The organism is Corynebacterium epidermidicanis (genome assembly GCF_001021025.1).
GTDB lineage: Bacteria > Actinomycetota > Actinomycetes > Mycobacteriales > Mycobacteriaceae > Corynebacterium > Corynebacterium epidermidicanis.
Window position 1 is genome coordinate 1,833,264 of sequence record NZ_CP011541.1, and the last position, 19,422, is coordinate 1,852,685.

A 19,422-nucleotide genomic window follows, 5' to 3' on the forward strand; every position below is an offset into this window, starting at 1 on the left:
GCCACACTATGAGGTGTGCATATCCTCTTTGTAGACGTTGACGGAACGCTGATCGACTCCTTCCCAGGTATCCGAGCCTCATATTTACACACCCTTGATCAGCTCCAGTGGCCTACACCAAGCGAAGACGTGATCGCCGCAATTCCCGGCCCTCCGATGGAAGACTCGATGCGTGCCCTGGGCATGAGCCCCGAGCAAGCTCGCGAGGCCCTAGGTGTTTATCTCAAGCACTATGGCGAGGTCGGCTATGCCATGAGCACGCCCTACCCTGGCATGCACGAATTCCTGCGCACATTTTCCGACGCCGGTTTCTTGCTTTGTACCGCGACATCTAAGGGGGAACAATTCGCCCGACAAGCCCTCGAGATGCACGGCTACCTGGAGTTTTTTGACTTCATTGGCGCAGCGGAGGAAGATGGCACGCGTCGTAGCAAGGCGGCTGTGATCGCGCACGTATTGGACACGATGCAGCTGCGAGATCAAACACACAGTATCCTCATGATCGGCGACCGTATTCACGACATCGAAGGCGCAGGCCAGTTCGGTATCGATACAGTGGTCGTTGACTGGGGCTACGGCACCGAAGAAGAAAGAAACTTGGCTCGCTTCCGAGCACACGACGCAATCGAGTTGGAGAGTATTGTTCATGAGTGGTCAGCGCACCGGCGGACTCAGCAGTAGTGACTTCGAGACCGAACGGACCGAAACTCTCTACGTAGTTTTTGTCTGCACGGGTAACATTTGTCGTTCCCCCATGGCCGAAGTCATGTTCCGCGACGCCGTTGAACAGGCAAAACTCACCCGATTCGTGCGTGTCCGCTCCTGCGGTATTGGAGGTTGGCACGTCGGCCAAGGCGCCGACAAACGTGCGGTGGCAGCACTCCGTAACGCTGGTCTCGACGGCTCCCAGCACCGCGCCGCCCAGCTTGGCGACGCGCATCGCTCCGCGAATCTCTTCATTGCTGCCGACCGTGGCCACGTTCAGGACCTCATCGCGAGAGGCATACCCGCCGAAAAAATCCGCTTGCTTCGCTCGTTTGACCCTACTTCCGGCGAGGACGTTGACCTCGCAGATCCCTATTACGGTGATGATTCTGATTTCGCCACCACTAGGGAGCACATTGAACAAGCAGTGCCCGGCATGTTGAACTGGGTCACGGCCACGCTGGCTACGACTTCGAGCCGTTAGGGCCCCGCGCCCAGGCAGGCTGTGGCTCGCAGGCACCTACTTGGGGTTGGTTACCTTAGCGCACTAAGCTTGGTTGATTGTGAGCACCCCAATGAAGAAACCTCAGCGTACTGGCATTTTGGCAACTTTTCTGAAGCCGGGCTGGGTGGTCACAGTTTTGCTCATCCTTGCGTTTACCTACGTGGCCTTTACGGTTCTCGCGCCGTGGCAACTCCATAAAAACACCGCACTTACGGAACGTAATCACCTCATAGAGAATTCTTTCCAGGTCGACCCGGCCCCATTGAGTGAAGTGTTTAACCCCGATGGCACGTTGCCTGCCAACCACGAGTACCGACGCGTCGAGGTGCGCGGCCACTTTCTTCCCGATTCAGAAGTCGTCATGCGCCTGCGCCCCGTAGACGCCGGCCCGGCCTTCCATGCGCTCACCCCTTTCCAAGTCGACGGCGGACCAATCATCCTGGTCAACCGAGGTTGGCAGCGACCGGCCGACGGCAAGATCCCCCCTAGCTTCACCACCGCACCGCTCGGGGAAGTCACCATCATCGGCTACGCTAGGCTCACCGAGCCAACTCCTGCGAACCCACCGATCAAGGAGCAAGGCCGCACCCAAGTACACGGGATCTCGACTTCCCAAATCAGCGAACTTACCAGTCTGAGCCTTTCACAGGACTATCTACAGCTTGCCGACGGCCAACCGGGCGTACTCACCGCGTTCCCCCTACCCAAGCTCGAAACTGGACCCCATTTGTCCTATGGAATCCAATGGATCGCCTTCGGCATTCTCGCCCCCATCGGATTGGGATATTTCATCTTCGCGGAACTGCGCGAACGGCGTCGAGAAGCAGCAGAATTGGCAGAACTTGCGGGCCTTGATGTCGCTGCGGTGGTCGAGGAAGAACAAAGCGAAACTCAGGTGTCGCAGGCGGCTCGGACACGCTCTCGCTATGGCGAGCAAGCCAGCTCGCGGAACTTGTGGGCACGTGATCGTGAGGAACGGTTTTAGCCTCGTTGAGCGCTGAACAGGACCGCCAGAACTCCCGCGATGAGCTGAGTGCGGCGGGCAAGGCGCACGGCGGCACGGACGGTGTCGGCAGTCGGTTTCGGTCCTCGACTCAACCTCGGCCGCTGCTCCGTTCCGTGCGGATAGATGGTGGGCCCGCCTAGTTGCACGCCCAGAGCAGCGGCGGCAGTCGCCTCAACCGGGCCAGCGTTCGGGCTTGGGTGTGCCGAGGCGTCTTCTTTCCATGCACGCACCGCCTCGCTCCCGCGACCTGAAATCGCAGCGCAGAGAGTGTGGATTCCGGCGGTGAGTCGGGCGGGGACATAGGCCAGCAGATCGTCCAAGTTCGCTGCTGCCCAGCCGAAGTTGTTGTATCTTTCGTTTCGATACCCCACCATCGCATCCAGAGTGTTCACGCAGCGATGCACGACCACCGTAGGTGCACCCCCGACCGCCGCCCAAAACAGTGGCGCGATCGCTGCATCGGAGGTGTTTTCGGCGATGGACTCGGTAGCTGCGCGGGCAATGCCAGCGTCATCAAGCTGCTGTGGGTCCCTCGAACACAACCACGGAACCCACGTGCGAGCTCGTTCGATATGGCCTGCGCTAAGTTCTGTTGCCACCTGTTCGCCGACGCGAGTGAGGCTGCTGCCACCAAGTGCAATCCACAAAGTGGCTGCGGTGGTCAGCGTCGGAGCTTTAGAGTGGAGCCACTGCGCGGCCAATGCAACTGGTGCCACGGTCACCAGGAGATGAGTTACACCAGCAGCTGTGCTGTCGCGATAGAGCAGCCGCTCGGTGACGGTGGCCCAAGTCCCGAAGTAGGCAACTGGGTGATGCTGCTCGGGATCAGCGAACACACGGTCGGCTACGAGTCCGGTTCCGATTGCTAAAGCACGCATGGCTGCACTCCTCAGAAATGAAAAACCCCTCCTCACGATGCGTGAGAAGGGGTTTTAGCTGTGCGCCCTGACGGGCTCGAACCGCCGACCTGCTGGGTGTAAACCAGCTGCTCTTCCAGCTGAGCTAAAGGCGCATGTCTTGCAAGTCGCTGTTGTTCTTAGCGACTCGAAAAACAATATCACGCAAAAACTAGTGCACAAAACCCACTGGTCAGGGGCTACTTTTTTACCCCGGACTGCACCAGGCAGGACCCCTGCCATGCGCCGACGCGAGTTGCTTTAGTTTGGACCAGGCCAGAGAGCTTTGCAGATTCCGCGATTTCACCTGCGACGATATGGCCCGGCTTGCCAGCACCAGGGGTGAGGAGCCAGATGCGACCGTTATCAGCGAGAGAGCGGATGGAATCTACCAATCCGTCAACCAAGTCGCCGTCTTCCTCGCGCCACCACAGCAGTACGACATCGCATACTTCATCGGTATCTTCATCCAAAAGGGCCTCGCCGATGCGATCCTCCACGGCCTCGCTGATTGCAGAGTCACAATCTTCATCCCAGCCCACTTCTTGGACGATATGATCCGGCTCAATGCCGAGCAATTGTGCATAGTCCTGGGCGCTTTTAGTTGCGGCACCCGGAGTGTCGACCACTGTGAATTTCCTCCTTATTGGGGCCTGGCCGTGTGAGCGCAGGCGTATTTAGTGCTGTTTGTGCTCAAAATACCAGCTCTATTGCATTCCCACCGAACAATGAACGATTTTTTACGCCCTTGCACTGCCTGAACTACTGTCCAGACGTGTCCGCATCGGCAGGACTTCGCACGCTTCCAGGGTTGTTTACGCCACGATATGGCCCGCCATGCAGGTTTGTCACACTATGCTACCTGCATAAATAACTTCTCAACACCGCAAACCTTGCAAACTTGTCAATTTCCAAACTTCACTTTGCAACCTGTAGCAACGAGATGTTGCATTACCCCGTATCCTTGAGCCTATATACGTGACTGCAAACCGGCTCACTGATTTCCGGTGGGTGCTTAAGTCATGTACGTCAAACAACCCTAAAGGAGAATCCATGGCTGACGACAAGCTCGGTGGCGCACCAGAAGACGGGTCAAACTTCGCCCTGATTCGCGACGGTGTCGCTTCCTACCTCAACGATTCCGACCCCGAGGAAACCGCCGAGTGGATGCAGTCCCTCGACGGGCTGCTTGCGGAATCCAGCCCAGAACGCGCCCGCTACCTGATGCTGCGCTTGCTCGAGCGAGCATCTGCTCGTCGTGTACCGCTGCCTCCAATGACATCGACCGACTACGTTAATACGATCCCGACGACACAGGAACCAGAATTCCCTGGCGACGAGGCCGTCGAAAAGCGCTACCGCCGCTGGATGCGCTGGAACGCTGCCATCATGGTGCACCGCGCCCAGCGCCCGGGCATCGGGGTTGGTGGCCACATCTCCACCTACGCGGGCGCTGCCCCGCTGTACGAAGTCGGTTTCAACCACTTCTTCCGCGGTAAGGATCACCCAGGTGGCGGTGACCACATCTTCTTCCAGGGCCACGCCTCCCCCGGCATGTACGCCCGCGCTTTCCTCGAAGGCCGTCTCTCCGAGGACGACCTGGACGGCTTCCGCCAGGAAGTCTCGCGCCCACAGGGCGGAATTCCGTCCTACCCGCACCCACACGGTATGCGCGACTTCTGGGAATTCCCGACTGTTTCGATGGGCCTGGGCCCAATGGATGCCGTCTACCAGGCGCGCTTCAACCGTTACCTACACAACCGCGGCATCAAGGACACCTCTCAGCAGCACGTGTGGGCGTTCCTCGGCGATGGCGAGATGGACGAGCCAGAATCTCGTGGCGTGCTCCAGCTAGCTGCCCTGAACAACCTGGACAACCTCACTTTTGTGATCAACTGTAACCTGCAGCGTCTCGACGGCCCGGTGCGCGGCAACACGCAGATCATCCAGGAACTCGAGTCCTTCTTCCGCGGTGCCGGCTGGTCCGTCATCAAGGTGGTCTGGGGTCGCGAATGGGACGAGCTGTTTGCCAAGGATAAGGAGGGCGCTCTCGTCGACCTGATGAACAACACCCCAGACGGTGACTTCCAAACCTTCAAGGCTAACGACGGCGCATACGTCCGCGAACACTTCTTCGGTCGTGACCCACGCACCGCGAAGCTCGTTGAAGACATGACCGATGAGGAAATCTGGAACCTGCGTCGTGGCGGCCACGACTACCGCAAGATCTACGCAGCTTACAAGCGTGCGATGGAGACCAAGGACCGTCCAACCGTCATCCTGGCGCACACCATTAAGGGCTACGGCCTCGGCCACAACTTCGAAGGCCGAAATGCCACCCACCAGATGAAGAAGCTGACCCTGGAGGATCTCAAGCTCTTCCGCGATAAGCAAGAGATTCCAATCTCTGATGCTGAGCTGGAGAAGGATCCATACCTGCCTCCGTACTACAACCCAGGTCCAGATTCCCCAGAAATCAAGTACCTGCTCGAGCGTCGTAAGGAACTCGGCGGATTCCTGCCGGAACGTCGGGAAACCTACACCCCGATCGAGGTCCCTGATGTGGATTCGTTGAAGTCCCTGCGTAAGGGCTCCGGTAAGCAACAAGTGGCTACCACCATGGCTGTGGTGCGTACCTTCAAGGAGCTCATGCGGGATAAGGAGCTGGCCAAGCGGCTGGTGCCGATCATCCCGGACGAGGCTCGTACCTTCGGTATGGACTCCTGGTTCCCAACGCTGAAAATTTACAACCCGCACGGCCAGAACTACACCCCGGTTGACCACGATCTGATGCTGTCCTACCGCGAGGCTGTCGACGGCCACATCCTGCATGAAGGCATCAACGAAGCAGGCTCTACCGCTTCCTTCATTGCTGCTGGTACGTCGTATGCCACACACGGAGAAGCGATGATCCCGCTGTATATCTTCTACTCGATGTTTGGTTTCCAGCGCACCGGTGACTCGATCTGGGCTGCTGGTGACCAGATGGCTCGTGGCTTCCTGCTTGGTGCCACCGCTGGCCGAACCACCCTTACCGGTGAGGGCCTACAGCACATGGATGGCCACTCCCCAGTTTTGGCTGCCACCAACCCAGCTGTCGTCTCCTACGACCCAGCATTCGCTTACGAAATCGCACACCTGGTCCGCGAAGGCATCGACCGGATGTACGGCCCGGGCCGTGGCGAGAACGTCATCTACTACCTGACGATCTACAACGAGCCAGTATCGCAGCCCGCTGAGCCAGAAAACCTGGACGTCGAAGGCCTACACCGCGGCATCTACCAATATGCCGTCGGCGAGGGCACCGGCCACGAGGCCAACATCCTCGCTTCTGGCATCGGCATGTCCCAGGCACTGCGCGCGGCAGATATGCTCCGCGAAGACTACAGCGTGAAGGCCAATATCTTCTCCGTGACCTCATGGAACGAGTTGGCCCGCGAGGGCGCAGCCCGCGACTTGGAACAACTGCGTAACCCAGCCGCTGAGCTGGAAGACGCGTTTGTCACCAAGCAGCTGTCCCACGTCTCCGGCCCATTCGTCGGCGTGTCGGACTTCGCCACAGCCGTCCCTGAGCAGATCCGCAAGTGGGTCCCAGGCGACTACACCGTGCTCGGCGCCGACGGTTTCGGTTTCTCCGATACTCGCGCAGCAGCTCGCCGCTACTTCAACATCGACGCAGAATCCATCGTGGTTGCTGTGCTGATGGGCTTGGCTCGCGAAGGAAAGATTGAGATGGCCGTGGCAGACGCCGCAGCCAAGAAGTACAACCTCACGGATCCAACCTCCGTGTAGTACTTCGCTAACACAAAAGGTGGCTATTTGGGCAGGTCTTCCTGCTCAGATAGCCACCTTTTCATGCTCTGTATTCCAAGAGTCAACAGCGAGAGAGCAGTTCTGCGAGTGCACCGTTGACCACTTCAGGGGCTTCCAAAATGATCATGTGTCCCACCCCCTTGGTTTCGATCAGAGTGGCATCAGGCCAACGATCGACAATGTGCTTGGACTGCGATAGCGGAGTGACGTGATCATCTCGGCCGACGATAACGAACCCGGGGAGGCCTGCCAGACGGTCAGCTGCGGCCACTTCATCATGCTCCTGCAAGTCATGGAAGTAACCGGCAAATGTTGATAGCGGCGTTTTGTGGATCATGTCGGCATGGAACTTGACCAGGTCATACGGCGTCGAGTGCCGTTTGAAAACTGTGGCCGCTAGCGCTGGCGCCAGTAAATCTGCCATTTCTTCGCGAAACTTGTCAATGCGTTCCGGGGAAGACTCGAGAATTCGATAGGCCCGGTCAGCGATCGGCATTGCCAGTACCTGTGGCAACCCTTGTGCTGAAAGCGATTCGATGGACGTTGCAATGAGCATTAAGCCCCGAATGCGTCGATACACTGCCTCCGGTGCGCGACGCAGCAGGCTCAAAGCGATCAAACCACCCAAGGAATGCCCAACGACGATGAGTGGCCCTGCCGGGGCTAACGCATCGATAGCAGCCCGGACGTCGTCCGCAGCTCCGTCCACGGTCAGCAGCTCGGGGTCATACTCCCCGGTGCGGCCGTGCCCACGCAAGTCAAGCATCAAGCAGCGCACGCGCGGGTAATTATCTCGCAGGAAGCGGGCCTGCTGGAAGAAAGAATCCGCGGCAAGGGTGAAGCCGTGTATAAAAACGACTGTGGTCTCCGCATCATCGGGACCCAGGGTGTAGGTGGTAATGGGACCAGCCGGGCCGTCAATGTGCCCAATGGTGCACAAATTCCCCAGCCCAGGGACTTGTTTGGTCGGCGGGTTGGTGAGCCTAGCGAGGCGGTTGAACAATGGGGAGAAGTCCATGGAGCGACAAGTATCTTTCTTAAGGCTGGAAGCTGATGCCCTAGCTTATCGAACAACCGAGTAATGTTGTAGGGACACTATTTTTCGTCCTGCGTGGTTGCAGTAAGGAGATTTCCCATGAGTGAGTCCGGACGCGACGCCAAAAGCATCTTCGCGGCGCTGAGCGATCTCATCGTCAAGTGCACCGGATTTGATCCCGACGAGATCCGCCGAGAATCACGCATCAATGATGAACTAGCCATCGATTCGCTGTCACTGGTGGAAATTGCCGTTCGCGCGGAGGACACCTTCGGCGTGCGTATCGACGATGACGCAGTCAATTCCTTCCACACCGTCGGCGATGCCGCCGACTACCTCGAAGCTCGCCTCAAAGACTAATCGACGATTCGCAAGTCCACGATAAAGCCGTGCGCTAGCGCCAGCTTGGCGACGGCGGCGTCGAAAAGCTCCAGTTCGGCCAGAGAACCGGTCAAGACTTGCCGACACGCGATGGTGCCCGGCGCTGACTGACTACGGTGCCACTGCGTGCACCAGGCAGCTGTGAGCGGGTCTGCACCAGGGACATAGAGCTGAGATGGGCTGGTTAAGCAGTCCACCATGAGGTCTTCCACTGTTCGTCGCAAAGATCGGGGCATCCGATCGATTGCGAGCACAGCGGTGCTGGCGGTGCACACCTCGTGGTGCGTCCGCTGTGGTGAAAAGGTGGTCACGAGTGGTGTCCTTTATGAATTGTTGCGGGCAAACAGCGAGCGCTTGTTTGCAAGACGAGCATCGTCTTCCCCAACGTCCTCGTGTGCAACACCCGCCATTGTGCGCAACACCATCCACAAGGGCAACCCTCAACTAACACTTCATTCCCCCGTTTATTGAAGTTCAAGTTGAGGTTAATGGCAGTAGCTGACTAGCGGGTGGCGCTGGCCCAGAGGTCGTCGTTGAAGTCGCCCCAGCGAGGCTTGGCCCACTCCCCGAAGGCGCGATCTGTGAGCACGATCCCGGCACAGGAAGCAGCCAAGTCCAACCACAGAAATGTCCCGGACTGCCCGAAATGCCCAACAGTTGCTGGGGGTTGGTGAGAACCAGTCCAATGCGGATTCTTCTCCCCTTTGATCTCGAAGCCCAAGCCCCACGAACACGGGTTAAACCGGCCATAACCAGGCACAATACCTGCCAGATCGGGGAACTGTACCGTAGTAGCCTCGCCCAAGGTTTCCGGGGAAATTAGGCGCGGGTCGAGCACCTCGGCCGCAAACTTCACTAAATCAGCGACGCTTGCCTGCGCGCCGTGCCCAGCCGACCCGAGCAAGCGAGCTGATTCCATGCCGAGCGGCTGGAACACGGCTTCAGAAAGGTAGTCCGCAAACGACATTCCTGCCTCTGTGGCGACATAGTCTGCGAGAATGTCGAACCCTGCAGAAGAATACAGCCTGCGCTCGCCCACCGGACGTTCCGGTTCCGGGTTGGAAAACCCTACCCCGGAGGCGTGTGCGAGGAGGTGCCGCACGGTGGCTCCTGCTGGCCCCGCGGGCGAATCCAGCTCAAAAACTCCTTCCTCAATCGCCACCAGAAAGCCGTATGCCGCCAGCAGCTTGGTCACACTGGCTAGTTCAAACACCCGGGAGGTATCCCCACTGGTGTTGATGCTAGCCGGCGTAAGCAATGCGCCAGCGGCGTTATCGACGGGCCAAGATTGAATGCGATCGAGCGTTTCAGTCATGCCCCCAAGTGTAATGAGTGTGGCCTAGCTACCCACGCGCACTTCCTGCTTTTCCAGAGCCTCTTGCTTTTCCAGCGCGGCTTCTGCGGTCTTGGTGTCGTCAAGGAAGACGGATTCGTCGAGAAGCCCTTCGCGCTTAGCCACGATCATTGGCACGAGCGCCTGACCTGTGACGTTGACGGCGGTGCGGCCCATATCGATGATTGGGTCAATCGCCAACAGCAGCCCCACGCCTTCGAGTGGCAACCCGAGTGTGGACAGGGTCAAGGTGAGCATCACGGTAGCACCGGTGGTGCCCGCGGTGGCTGCAGAGCCGATCACCGAGACGAAGGCGATCAGGATGTAGTCAGTCAGTTGCAGCGGCACGTGGTAGAACTCGGAGACGAAAATCGCAGCGATCGCTGGGTAAATCGAGGCGCAGCCATCCATCTTTGTGGTGGCACCTAGCGGAGCAGCAAAGGACGCGTAGGCCCGAGGGACACCCAGCGCCTGCGAGGTGGTGCGCTCCGTCACTGGCAGCACGCCCATCGACGAGCGCGTAACAAAACCGAGGGAAGTAAGTGGCCACACCTTGCGGAAGAACTGCGCAACGCTCAGGCCATGCATCTTCAAGATAACTGGGTAAATCACACCGATGACCAGCGCCAAACCAATGTAGATCGCCAGAACAAAGTGCCCCAATGAACCAATCGCCTGCCAGCCATAAACGGCAACTGCCTTACCAATCAGCGCTGCGGTACCGATCGGCGCAAGGCGAATAATCCACCACAGCACCTTCTGCACGATCGCCAACACCGACTCCGCCAGCTCCAGCACCGGCTCCGCCTTCTTACCGACCTGCAGCGCAGCCACACCAAAAGCAATCGACAACAGCAGCAGCTGCAAAACGCTAAAGCTTGTCGACGCACTGTCGCCCTTCACCGAGACGCTCAGGCCCAGGATATTGCTTGGGACCAGCCCCTGCAGGAATGCCCACCAGGACCCAGTGCTCGACGGTGCCTTCGCAGCAGCCTCGGAGACAGTCGTGTGCGTACCTGGCTGCAAAACCAACGCGACGAGGATACCCACCACAACCGACGCGAAAGCCGTGATTGCGAACCACACCAAAGTTTGCCAGGCGAGCTTAGCTGCATTGGAGACCTGACGCAGGTTTGAGATGCTGGTCAGCACAGCTGTTACTACCAGGGGCGGAATGAGCACCTTCAACAAGCTGACGTACGCGCTACCAACTTGAGTCAACCCCTGGGTCAGCCAGTTACCCTCCGCCATTCCACGGGCAGCTAGCCCTAAGGCTATACCGATAATCAGACCATAAATGATCTGGGCACCGAAGCTGGTAAACCTATTGGCACCCGATGAAGTCTTTGCCATCTCATTCCCATCCCTAAAGTAGACCGATTAGTCTATCTTGACTTTGTTTCATTTTGCTTAACGTCGGAATTTTAGCGCTTATTCCCGTCGTGTCATAATTGATTAAATGTAGACTAACTAGTCTACTTCTGCGGTGGTGCTGAGGTTGCGGTTCAGTCGACGCACTAGCGCTCGTGGCAGGGTGGACCGGTGCGCCGACGCACCATCGTCAGTGCGTCATGCGTGCTCCATCCGTGAGCCCTCAACGCGCCCTCAGCGCGCCCTCAGCGCGCCCTCAGCGCGCCGAATACCTTCGAGAATGCGCCGCAAATTTCTTACAACCTGAAAGGCAATCGGGGGTTAAGTAAAGAAACGGGTGTCTCTGATGCGTGTTTTCCGCGACGTTGTAGGCCCGAAGCCAGTATTTACTGTTGTCTGGGGGGCCGTAGCCGCTCGATGTCGTCACTTCGGTGTAGTCGGACTACCGCTGCGGGATTATATTCATTAAACAACGCTGCTCTACGTAGTCAGACTACGCCGAAGCGACGACATAGCACTTATGCAGCAAACCCGCACCGCCGACGACACCCCAACCGGACACACTTTTCTTTACTTAACCCCAGATCCGCAAACCGAAGAAACAACAAAACCCGCTCCTGTTTCCACAGGTAGCGGGCTTATTACTTGCTCCTCCAACTGGGCTCGAACCAGTGACCCTTCGATTAACAGTCGAATGCTCTGCCAACTGAGCTATGGAGGAATATGTTTTCCCTCACCCTTCCGGGCGCTTCCAACGAGAATTAACTATATAGTCGGGTGCCGTTTCAAATCAAATCGCCAGTTCAAGACCGTTTTTTCGGCTTCGATACCCGCTAAAGCTATACTAAATTCCATCGTTGTGTTTCGCACCGATGCAGGGGCTATAGCTCAGTCGGTTAGAGCCGTGGACTCATAATCCATTGGTCGCGGGTTCGAGCCCCGCTGGCCCCACAATAAACCTGCAAAACCCTGCAAAACCCTGCACATTCTCACTATGTGCAGGGTTTTCACGCCTCATCACGCTCCCGCGTGCTCCGTATCAGCGCACTCATCGCCATCACTAACAAAATCGCCAACGTCACAATGGCAAGCAAGAGTTCTTTGCCTCGCACAAATCCCAACACAGCGGCTTGTGCACAAAGTTGTTGGTCCACTGAAACCAAGCTAGGCAGCCCGGACGTGCCGTGCGTCGCGAGGAACATCCAACCAATCAACACGAACAACGCGCCAGCAATCGCGGATGTCGTATGCAAACGTAGCGGACCGAAGTGAAACACTCGTCCTCGCAGCCAGGTAACCGATCCCAACCGGCGGCTGTCCCACAGCCAAGCCAAGAGGAAAAGCGGAAGCGCCATACCGAAGGCATAGGAAAGCATGACGAGTGCCCCGATGATGGCGGATCCGGTGACGGTGGCCGTCGTTAAGACTGCCCCCAGTAAAGGCCCAGCGCAGAAACCGGCGAAGCCGTACACCGCCCCCAGGAGAAACACCGAGAGCCAGCTGACCCCGCTCACTCGAGAATTGAGAGAGGAGAGGAAGGGAATTCGGAACCCGCCGCCGAAGAATGTCAGCACGCCAAGGGCGATGACCAGCCAGCCGCCCGCAGTAATGAGGGTGCTGCGTTGCCCCGCAAGCAGAGAGCCTGCCCAGCCGAGCCCCATCCCAATCGGCACGAGGACGAGGGACAATCCGGCGAAGAACACGGAAGTCCGCAGGAGAAGCTGTCGCGCCGATTGGAAAGCGTAGGCGAAAAATGCCGGTAAGAGCAACGCTGAACAGGGGCTAAGTAAAGACAGGACGCCACCCAAAAACGCCCCGAAGATCCCGACTGAAACCATGTGGCCCACCGTATCGCACGTTTTGGGTAAAGTGGCGGTGAGCAGCGCCTGCCGTGCAGGTTGCCACAATCCACCCCACTAGCGAGGATAATTCTTTACCCATGATTCAGTTCGTTGTAGGTGCCGCAGCCGGATACGTATTCGGAACCAAAGCTGGTCGACGCCGGTTTGAGCAAATCAAAAAGGGCTACGAACTCGCCGTCAACTCCCCCGCCTCCCAGGCAGCCGTGCGGGCGACCCGTAAAGCTATCGCGAATCGGCTCGATCCGGAACCCCGCATGAAAGAAGTCAAAAACCTGCATCGCCCGGACGGTTCACAGATCCTCGAGCCTGATCACGACTAGTTCAGCGCCCGGTTCAGCAACTCTCGTCGTGCTTGCTCCAGAGCGATCAGATCTGCGAACAGCGAGTTGTAGGCCTGTTCGTCGTCGGAAGGCCGCATCCGCTGCAATTGCCCTTTGAGCAGCGCAATCTGATTGCCGACCCGAATTTCCTGTAGACGCGACAACACCGAATCACAATAGCGAGGCAAGTCGGCCTCGTCGCAGTTGATGGGCTCAACGGTCAGTTCTGAGAGCAGCGATCGTTCGGTGAGGTCGCTCAAAGAATCCGCCACTCGTGGCAGCCATGCCCCAACATTCCACTGTTGGCCATCCCAAGCGCCGACAGTCCCGTCAGCGCCAGCGATGGCCAGCCGGAGGCGTCGATAAGCTGGCTGTGTGAAGCAGTCCTCGACTAGGCCGTCGAAGTAGTCCCCAGCGATCCACGGGTATTGCAGGGCGAGCTTGAGGGACTCCCGCTCCGGCCACAGCCGCGGGTTCTTCCGGTCCGGCAGCTGCACCATCGGAGCCACCGGCGCCGCTGGCGTAGCTTGTCGACGCGCACCTCGCTTAAACTTCTCCTGCTTCGGCATCCGTAGCGCCGCCCGGACCTGAGCAATCACCTCACCTGGATCCGCCCAGCCAATCCACCCAGCCAACTGTCGCGCATATTCGTTGCGGAGAGTTTCATCGCGGATGTCCGCAAGCACGGGCACTGCCCGCTGCAACGCCTGCAGGCGGCCCTCAACGCTATCCAGCGGGAACTCCGCGATAATCGCGCGCAGGACGAACTCAAACATCGGGAGCCGGCGCGCCACGAGATCCCGAACAGCGCCATCGCCCCGCGCCAGTCGCAAGTCACAAGGATCCATGCCATCGGGCGCCACCGCCACATAGGACTTACCCGTAAACTGCTGGTCGCCCTCGAATGCACGCATCGCAGCCTTTTGTCCCGCTTCATCGCCGTCGAAGGTATAGATCAGTTCGCCACGGAAGAAGTTGTCGTCGAGCATGAGGCGACGCAGCATCTGCAGGTGGTCCTCGCCGAAGGCAGTGCCACAGGATGCCACCGCGGTAGTAATTCCCGCAGCGTGCATCGCCATGACATCGGTGTAGCCTTCTACCACCACGGCTTGGTGCCCGGCCGCGATGTCTTTCTTGGCCATATCGAGCCCGAAAAGCACCTTGGATTTGTTGTACAGCAAGGTGTCGCGGGTGTTGAGGTATTTGCCCATCTTGTCGTCGTCGAAAAGCTTGCGGGCGCCGAAGCCAATCACATCGCCAGCGAGGTTCTTAATCGGCCACAACAGGCGTCGGTGGAACTGATCTATGGGGCCACGCTTGCCCATTTTCGACAAGCCGGCGGCTTCCAGTTCCTCATAGCTAAAGCCCTTGCGGAGGAGGTGTTTGGTCAGAGTGTCCCAACCCGCGGGGGCGTATCCGCAACCGAACTGGTGCGCGTGTTCTGCAGAGAAGCCGCGCTGGGTGAGGAATTCCCGCGCCGGCTGCGCTTCCGGAGTTTCCAGCTGCTGCACATAAAACTCATGGGCATGCCGGTTGGCGAGGATCAGGCGCTGGCGGGTGCCGGGCTCTTCTCGACGCCCAGGTCCCCCGCCCTCGTAATTAATGTGATAGCCGATTTTGTCAGCGCACACCTCCACCGCTTCCGGGAACGAGATGTGCTCCATCTTCATTAAGAAGGAGAAGACATCGCCACCTTCACCAGTGGAAAAGCAGTGGAAGTAGCCACGGTTGGGTCGGACGTGGAAAGAGGGGGTCTTTTCGTCCTTAAACGGCGACAGCCCCTTGAGGGAGTCCGCCCCGGCAGGCTTGAGCTGGACATACTCGCCGACGATCTCCTCGATCGGGGTACGCTCACGGATCGCTTGAATATCACTTTCCGGAATCCTGCCTTTTGCCATGTTCTAACCATAGCGTGCCTGGCAAGTCGTACTCCTAGCTGCGAACTATTGGCTGGCAAAGGTGCTAAAATCGCGTTGCTGCCCGGCAATCTGACACAATAACTCCCATGGCCGCACGGAAAACAGCGTTAGCAAGCATTGGTGGGTTGGCACTTGTCATCGCCGCCTCCTTCTTTGGTTTTGACCTCACCTCCAATTCTTCCGACTCGAACAAGCAGGCTGCCACCCACACCGCCCAGCCCTCGGCCACCGCTCAAGGCAGCCGCGCCACTAGCACCGCTCGAAGCACCAGTGCCAGCAACACCCCGAAACAGAACGCCTCCAAGCAGGGCACATCTGGTCTGCCTACGTGCCCCGTCGCAACCCTGCCAGACCAAGCTCGCGACGTCATCGGCGACATCAAAGCCGGCGGACCTTTCCAATACCCGGACAATGACGGGGTGCATTTCGGCAACTTTGAAAACAAGCTCCCCCGAAACAACTACCGGGAGTACACCGTCGAAACGCCCGGCTTAGGCCACCGCGGCGCCAAGCGCATCGTCACGGGTGGCGGCTCTGACCGTAACCCTGACACGTGGTTCTTTACCTCTGACCACTACGAAAACTTCTGCGAGATTCCCGATGCCGAATAACACCCACACCTCAAAAACGCTGCTTCTCGACGCCCGCCGCGCCTTCACCCTCGACGAGTTCTTCGCGCAATTCAGCGCTGCAGCACTCCCCGGCCGCCCCGTGGCGACCAACCTCGACGGCTTCGCTGACTATGTCCGCGAAACACGCCTAGGTGGACTTGTGTTGCGAGGTTGTCGCCTGAGTATTCCGGAGTATCAGCGCCTCGCCGATGTCGCACGAGAACTCGGATTGAAGCTGACGACTATTGCCTAACCATAGAAGCCGGCGATTTCGACCGCTGATTTCGCCGTTCGTTCCAGGCGAGATTCCGTCATCGATGCGATTTGGTCGATAACTACCCGTTGGCGCTGGGCATCTGACTCGGCCCGGTCGAACCAGAATTGGAACATCGGGTCCAGCGTGCCGGGAGCGCCCAGCCACAGGTAGTCATACACTCTGGTGATGCGCTCTCGCTGGCGATCTTGACGCATAAGGTGCGAAGGTTCGTCCATGACGTAGAGCACGGCAATCGTCTTGAGCAACTTGACCTCATTCGCGGCCTTTTCCGGCACGACGAGATCACCGAAGCTGCGGCCTAGGACATCGTTTTCAGCCCGGGTAGCAGAAATCGTGACTCCTACGTAACGCCCCACCAACTCCGAAGTCATAGCTTTGAGCGCCACCAGGGCACGCAGCGATCCATCAAATTCCGCGGCAGCGCGCACGATGGGCAGTTGGCGGAGCCGGTCGGCAGCGTCTAGCAGTGCCTCAGGCTCGCCACCAAACGCGCGGGCTCCTTTTTCGGCCAACGCGGCAAGCTCCACCAAATCCCACAAGACAGCCAGTGAAATCCGGCCCGATAGTACGCCGTCTTCGACGTCATGCACGGAGTAGGCGATATCGTCGGACCAGTCCATAACTTGGGCCTCTACCGGTTTACGCTGATCCGGGTGCCCTTCTCGCAGCCAGTCAAGGATCTCCTGGTCTTCTTCATATGCCCCATACTTGCGAGGATTGGTTGCTGCCGTCCAGGGGTACTTGCAGGCCGCGTCGAGGGCAGCTCGGGTGAGGTTGAGCCCAAAGCTCTCCTGGCCCGGTCCCAACACCTTAGGTTCCAGTCTCGTTAAGATGCGTAAGGTTTGGGCATTTCCTTCAAAACCACCGCATTGATCTGCAAGTGCGTTGAGAGCAACCTCCCCATTGTGTCCATATGGCGGGTGTCCAATGTCATGGGACAGCGCAGCCAGCTCGCACAGGTCCTTGTCTAACCCCAGTCCTTCCCCAATGCCCCGCGCAATCTGGGCAACTTCCAGGGAGTGAGTTAGGCGAGTGCGGGGAGTGTCACCATCTCGAGGTCCGACGACTTGAGTTTTGTCGGCGAGTCGTCGCAAAGCTGCAGAATGCAGCACCCGTGCTCGATCGCGGGCAAAAGCACCGCGATGTTCCTCAGTGTTGACCAGCTGGCTGCCTTTTTCGGGCTCGGTAAATCGTCGCTCGAAGTCTGCAGCTGAATACGCGAACTGGGTCACTTGCATCATTTCTTGTTGGTTCGTTATAGGTACGCATTCATCTTGCCCTATTTCAACCCACAGATTTCACTGGCGCGCACTATTCTGGGTAGATATGAATCGGTCAACTGGAATTATCGCGTCCCTGTGCGTCTTCGGCTTGAGCTCGACCATGCCGACGCTCCTTCCAACAGCCTATGCCGCAAGCGCCTTTTCGACGCCCGCCTCGCCAACAGCAGGAACACAGCCGTTGCTCCTGGCAGAAGCCCCGCAGCAATACCAGCAGACCGTGACAGACAATGCTGGGGTGCTCACTGCAGATCAGCGCTCTGATTTGGAAGACAAGATCAAGACGCTGCAAAAGGAAAAGCAGATCAAGGTTTACGTGGTCTTTGCCCAGGACTTCTCCGGACTCGACGGCCCTACCTGGGCGCAGCAAGCTCGGGCGAAGAACAGCGGCCCCAACGTGATCGTGTTCGGCGTGTCGCCCGCGACCAGTGACTACGGCATTTCCTACGGCTCAAACATTCAACAGTCAGATCAAAAGCGCATCGATAAGGCCGCCTACGACAAGCTGGTGGACCGTGATTTTGCAGGCGCTGCCAGCGCTGTCATTGCTGCTGCCGGTGGGAAGTCCAGCGGAGGTGGTTCCACGAGCTCGCCAAGTGCGCCCAGTGGCTCCTCCTTGGGCTGGCTGGGCGCTGGTGCCGCCGGAATTGCCGCGGTAGGTGGAGGCGCGTGGGTTGCTTCTCGACGTCGCAAGAAAACGATGACAGCAGACGCCAAGGCAATCGATCCGGCCGATACCAATAGTCTGCTTCGTCTTCCTACCGACGTGCTGTATACCCGCGCCCATGAACAGCTGGTCGAAGTGGATGAATCTATCCGCCGTGGCCGGGAGGAACTCGATGTGGCTATCGCGGAGTTCGGCGCCGAGCGCACTCGCTCCTTTACACGCGCAATGAATAATGCCAACTCCACTATGCAAAAGGCATTTGCACTGCGTCAGCGCTTGGACGACTCCATCCCGGAAAGCGAACAGGAACGTCGCGCGATGCTCTTGGAGATCATCTCCAGCTGTGGTGTTGCGCAAGAGGAAATCACCAAAGAATCGGCTGCGTTCGCGCAGATGCGCGACCTGCTCATCAACGCCTCCACCAAGATCGATGAACTCACACGTTCCCTCATCGATCTGCGCACCCGCCTGCCTCAGGCTGAAATCACCTTGAGCGAGCTGCACACTCGTCATTCTGCCGACGTGCTCACCTCAATTGCGGACAATATCGCACTTGCGACCGCTAGTATCGACGAAGCCGAAAAGTCCCTCGAGGCCGCGCGCTCGGTGTCGCAACTTCCGGCCGGCCAGCAAGGTTCACTCATCGACGACCTTCGGCGCACCGAAATCGCAGTACAAAAAGCCGACAAGCTTCTTAGCGGCGTCGAACATGCCGATGACAACATTGCGACCGCCAAGGCCCGCTTGGACGCGCTGATCGAGGAAATCAAGCAGGAGATCAACGAATCTACCACCTTGAAAGCTCACGGGCAGAGCTCCGGAGTAGCCACTGACTGGAACGCGCTCGACGCAGCCGTAACAAAGGGGCAGGCAGCACTAGCCCAGGCACAACAAACCGCGGAATCAGATCCGCTCGGTGCGTTTTCGATGCTCACGGAGGTCGATGCTGCGCTCGATGAACAGCTTGACAAGCTGCGCCAACGTGCGGCCGATCAAGATCGCGCGCTGAGTGTCTTCGACAACACCTTGCAATCGGCCTTCGCTGCAATTCAAGGCGCCGAAGACCTCATCGCCACTCGCGGGCGAGTAGTGGGTGCCCAGGCTCGTACCCAGTTGGCGGATGCTAAGCGTCTCTACGCTCAAGCGCAGCTAGCGCGCACCTCGGACACCCGCGGTGGAATCGAGGCAGCCCGACAAGCTCTCACTGCGGCGCAACGCGCGGCTGCATCTGCGCAGCATGACATCGAGGATTACCAGCGTCGCCAAAACTACTCCGGTGGTGGCAGCGGTGGCATTGTCACCGGCATGTTGATCAACGAGATCATCAATTCCGGGCTGCGGGGTGGTTTCGGCGGCGGAGGCTTCGGTGGTTTCGGCGGCGGAGGCTTCGGTGGTGGAGGCGGTGGCGGGGTCTCCGGCGGAAAGTTCTAGCGACCCCCG

General features: G+C 58.6%; 18 protein-coding genes and 3 tRNA genes. 10 read left to right on the top strand and 11 right to left on the bottom strand.

The window, feature by feature from the left end:
• Positions 1-15: 15 nt before the first annotated feature.
• From CEPID_RS08470 to CEPID_RS08480, 3 genes are all read left to right on the top strand, one after another.
• The gene (locus CEPID_RS08470) at positions 16-681 is read left to right on the top strand and encodes an HAD-IA family hydrolase (protein ID WP_047240608.1); all 666 of its coding nucleotides are present in this window, start codon (positions 16-18) and stop codon (positions 679-681) included.
• Positions 647-1,189 carry a low molecular weight protein-tyrosine-phosphatase gene (locus CEPID_RS08475; protein ID WP_083984420.1) on the top strand — a complete coding sequence of 181 codons (543 nt, stop codon included), beginning with the start codon at positions 647-649 and terminating at the stop codon, positions 1,187-1,189. Before CEPID_RS08470 ends, CEPID_RS08475 begins: the two co-directional genes overlap by 35 nt.
• Positions 1,190-1,280: 91 nt before the next feature.
• A complete protein-coding gene (locus tag CEPID_RS08480) occupies positions 1,281-2,195 on the top strand; it encodes an SURF1 family cytochrome oxidase biogenesis protein (protein ID WP_047240609.1) in 915 nt (304 codons plus the stop codon).
• Here the strand turns inward: CEPID_RS08480 and cbiB are convergent.
• From cbiB to CEPID_RS08495, 3 genes are all read right to left on the bottom strand, one after another.
• On the bottom strand, positions 2,192-3,094 hold the full coding sequence (gene cbiB, locus CEPID_RS08485) for an adenosylcobinamide-phosphate synthase CbiB (RefSeq protein ID WP_047240610.1): 903 nt from the start codon (positions 3,092-3,094) through the stop codon (positions 2,192-2,194). The two genes, CEPID_RS08480 and cbiB, sit on opposite strands and share 4 nt — an antisense overlap.
• Before the next feature lie 61 nt (positions 3,095-3,155).
• A tRNA-Val gene (locus CEPID_RS08490) sits at positions 3,156-3,228 on the bottom strand.
• Positions 3,229-3,312: 84 nt separating this feature from the next.
• Positions 3,313-3,741 carry a DUF3052 domain-containing protein gene (locus CEPID_RS08495; RefSeq protein WP_047240611.1) on the bottom strand — a complete coding sequence of 143 codons (429 nt, stop codon included), beginning with the start codon at positions 3,739-3,741 and terminating at the stop codon, positions 3,313-3,315.
• A gap of 424 nt (positions 3,742-4,165) precedes the next feature.
• On the opposite strand from CEPID_RS08495, the gene aceE reads away from it, so the two are divergent.
• A complete protein-coding gene (gene aceE / locus CEPID_RS08500; RefSeq protein WP_047240612.1) occupies positions 4,166-6,904 on the top strand; it encodes a pyruvate dehydrogenase (acetyl-transferring), homodimeric type in 2,739 nt (912 codons plus the stop codon).
• A gap of 82 nt (positions 6,905-6,986) precedes the next feature.
• Here the strand turns inward: aceE and CEPID_RS08505 are convergent, their stop codons facing one another.
• On the bottom strand, positions 6,987-7,943 hold the full coding sequence (locus tag CEPID_RS08505) for an alpha/beta fold hydrolase (RefSeq protein WP_047240613.1): 957 nt from the start codon (positions 7,941-7,943) through the stop codon (positions 6,987-6,989).
• A gap of 117 nt (positions 7,944-8,060) precedes the next feature.
• Between CEPID_RS08505 and CEPID_RS08510 the strand changes: the two genes are divergently transcribed.
• Positions 8,061-8,321 (top strand): acyl carrier protein, encoded by a 261-nt coding sequence (locus CEPID_RS08510; protein ID WP_047240614.1) that lies wholly within the window; start codon positions 8,061-8,063, stop codon positions 8,319-8,321.
• On the opposite strand, the gene CEPID_RS08515 is transcribed toward CEPID_RS08510, so the two are convergent.
• The 4 genes from CEPID_RS08515 to CEPID_RS08530 form a co-directional block, all read right to left on the bottom strand.
• Positions 8,318-8,653 carry a hypothetical protein gene (locus tag CEPID_RS08515; protein ID WP_047240615.1) on the bottom strand — a complete coding sequence of 112 codons (336 nt, stop codon included), beginning with the start codon at positions 8,651-8,653 and terminating at the stop codon, positions 8,318-8,320. The two genes, CEPID_RS08510 and CEPID_RS08515, sit on opposite strands and share 4 nt — an antisense overlap.
• A gap of 191 nt (positions 8,654-8,844) precedes the next feature.
• Positions 8,845-9,657: a serine hydrolase domain-containing protein gene (locus tag CEPID_RS08520; RefSeq protein ID WP_047240616.1), complete on the bottom strand. Its 813-nt coding sequence runs from the start codon at positions 9,655-9,657 to the stop codon at positions 8,845-8,847.
• Between the two features lie 24 nt (positions 9,658-9,681).
• Positions 9,682-11,028 carry a dicarboxylate/amino acid:cation symporter gene (locus tag CEPID_RS08525; RefSeq protein ID WP_047240617.1) on the bottom strand — a complete coding sequence of 449 codons (1,347 nt, stop codon included), beginning with the start codon at positions 11,026-11,028 and terminating at the stop codon, positions 9,682-9,684.
• A 666-nt stretch (positions 11,029-11,694) separates the two neighbouring features.
• Positions 11,695-11,767, bottom strand: a tRNA-Asn gene (locus CEPID_RS08530).
• Positions 11,768-11,923: 156 nt separating this feature from the next.
• Between CEPID_RS08530 and CEPID_RS08535 the strand changes: the two genes are divergently transcribed.
• Positions 11,924-11,997: transfer RNA gene (locus CEPID_RS08535), tRNA-Ile, on the top strand.
• Positions 11,998-12,053: 56 nt separating this feature from the next.
• Here the strand turns inward: CEPID_RS08535 and CEPID_RS08540 are convergent.
• Complete coding sequence (locus CEPID_RS08540) at positions 12,054-12,884, bottom strand: cytochrome c biogenesis CcdA family protein (RefSeq protein ID WP_047240618.1); 831 nt, start codon at positions 12,882-12,884, stop codon at positions 12,054-12,056.
• A 101-nt stretch (positions 12,885-12,985) separates the two neighbouring features.
• On the opposite strand from CEPID_RS08540, the gene CEPID_RS08545 reads away from it, so the two are divergent.
• Entirely contained in the window at positions 12,986-13,228 is a 243-nt protein-coding gene (locus tag CEPID_RS08545; protein ID WP_047240619.1) for a hypothetical protein, read from the top strand.
• Here the strand turns inward: CEPID_RS08545 and dnaG are convergent.
• Positions 13,225-15,126: a DNA primase gene (gene dnaG, locus CEPID_RS08550; RefSeq protein ID WP_047240620.1), complete on the bottom strand. Its 1,902-nt coding sequence runs from the start codon at positions 15,124-15,126 to the stop codon at positions 13,225-13,227. The two genes, CEPID_RS08545 and dnaG, sit on opposite strands and share 4 nt — an antisense overlap.
• A 107-nt stretch (positions 15,127-15,233) precedes the next feature.
• Here dnaG and CEPID_RS08555 point away from each other — a divergent pair, with 107 nt between their 5' ends.
• On the top strand, positions 15,234-15,758 hold the full coding sequence (locus tag CEPID_RS08555; protein ID WP_144413493.1) for a ribonuclease domain-containing protein: 525 nt from the start codon (positions 15,234-15,236) through the stop codon (positions 15,756-15,758).
• Positions 15,748-16,011, top strand: coding sequence for a hypothetical protein (locus CEPID_RS08560; protein ID WP_047240622.1), 264 nt, complete (start codon positions 15,748-15,750; stop codon positions 16,009-16,011). The genes CEPID_RS08555 and CEPID_RS08560 overlap by 11 nt, the downstream gene beginning before the upstream one ends.
• Here CEPID_RS08560 and CEPID_RS08565 read toward each other — a convergent pair.
• On the bottom strand, positions 16,008-17,273 hold the full coding sequence (locus CEPID_RS08565) for a deoxyguanosinetriphosphate triphosphohydrolase (RefSeq protein WP_047240623.1): 1,266 nt from the start codon (positions 17,271-17,273) through the stop codon (positions 16,008-16,010). The genes CEPID_RS08560 and CEPID_RS08565 overlap by 4 nt on opposite strands.
• A gap of 88 nt (positions 17,274-17,361) precedes the next feature.
• Between CEPID_RS08565 and CEPID_RS13415 the strand changes: the two genes are divergently transcribed.
• Positions 17,362-19,413, top strand: coding sequence for a TPM domain-containing protein (locus CEPID_RS13415; RefSeq protein ID WP_083984421.1), 2,052 nt, complete (start codon positions 17,362-17,364; stop codon positions 19,411-19,413).
• Positions 19,414-19,422: the final 9 nt, after the last annotated feature.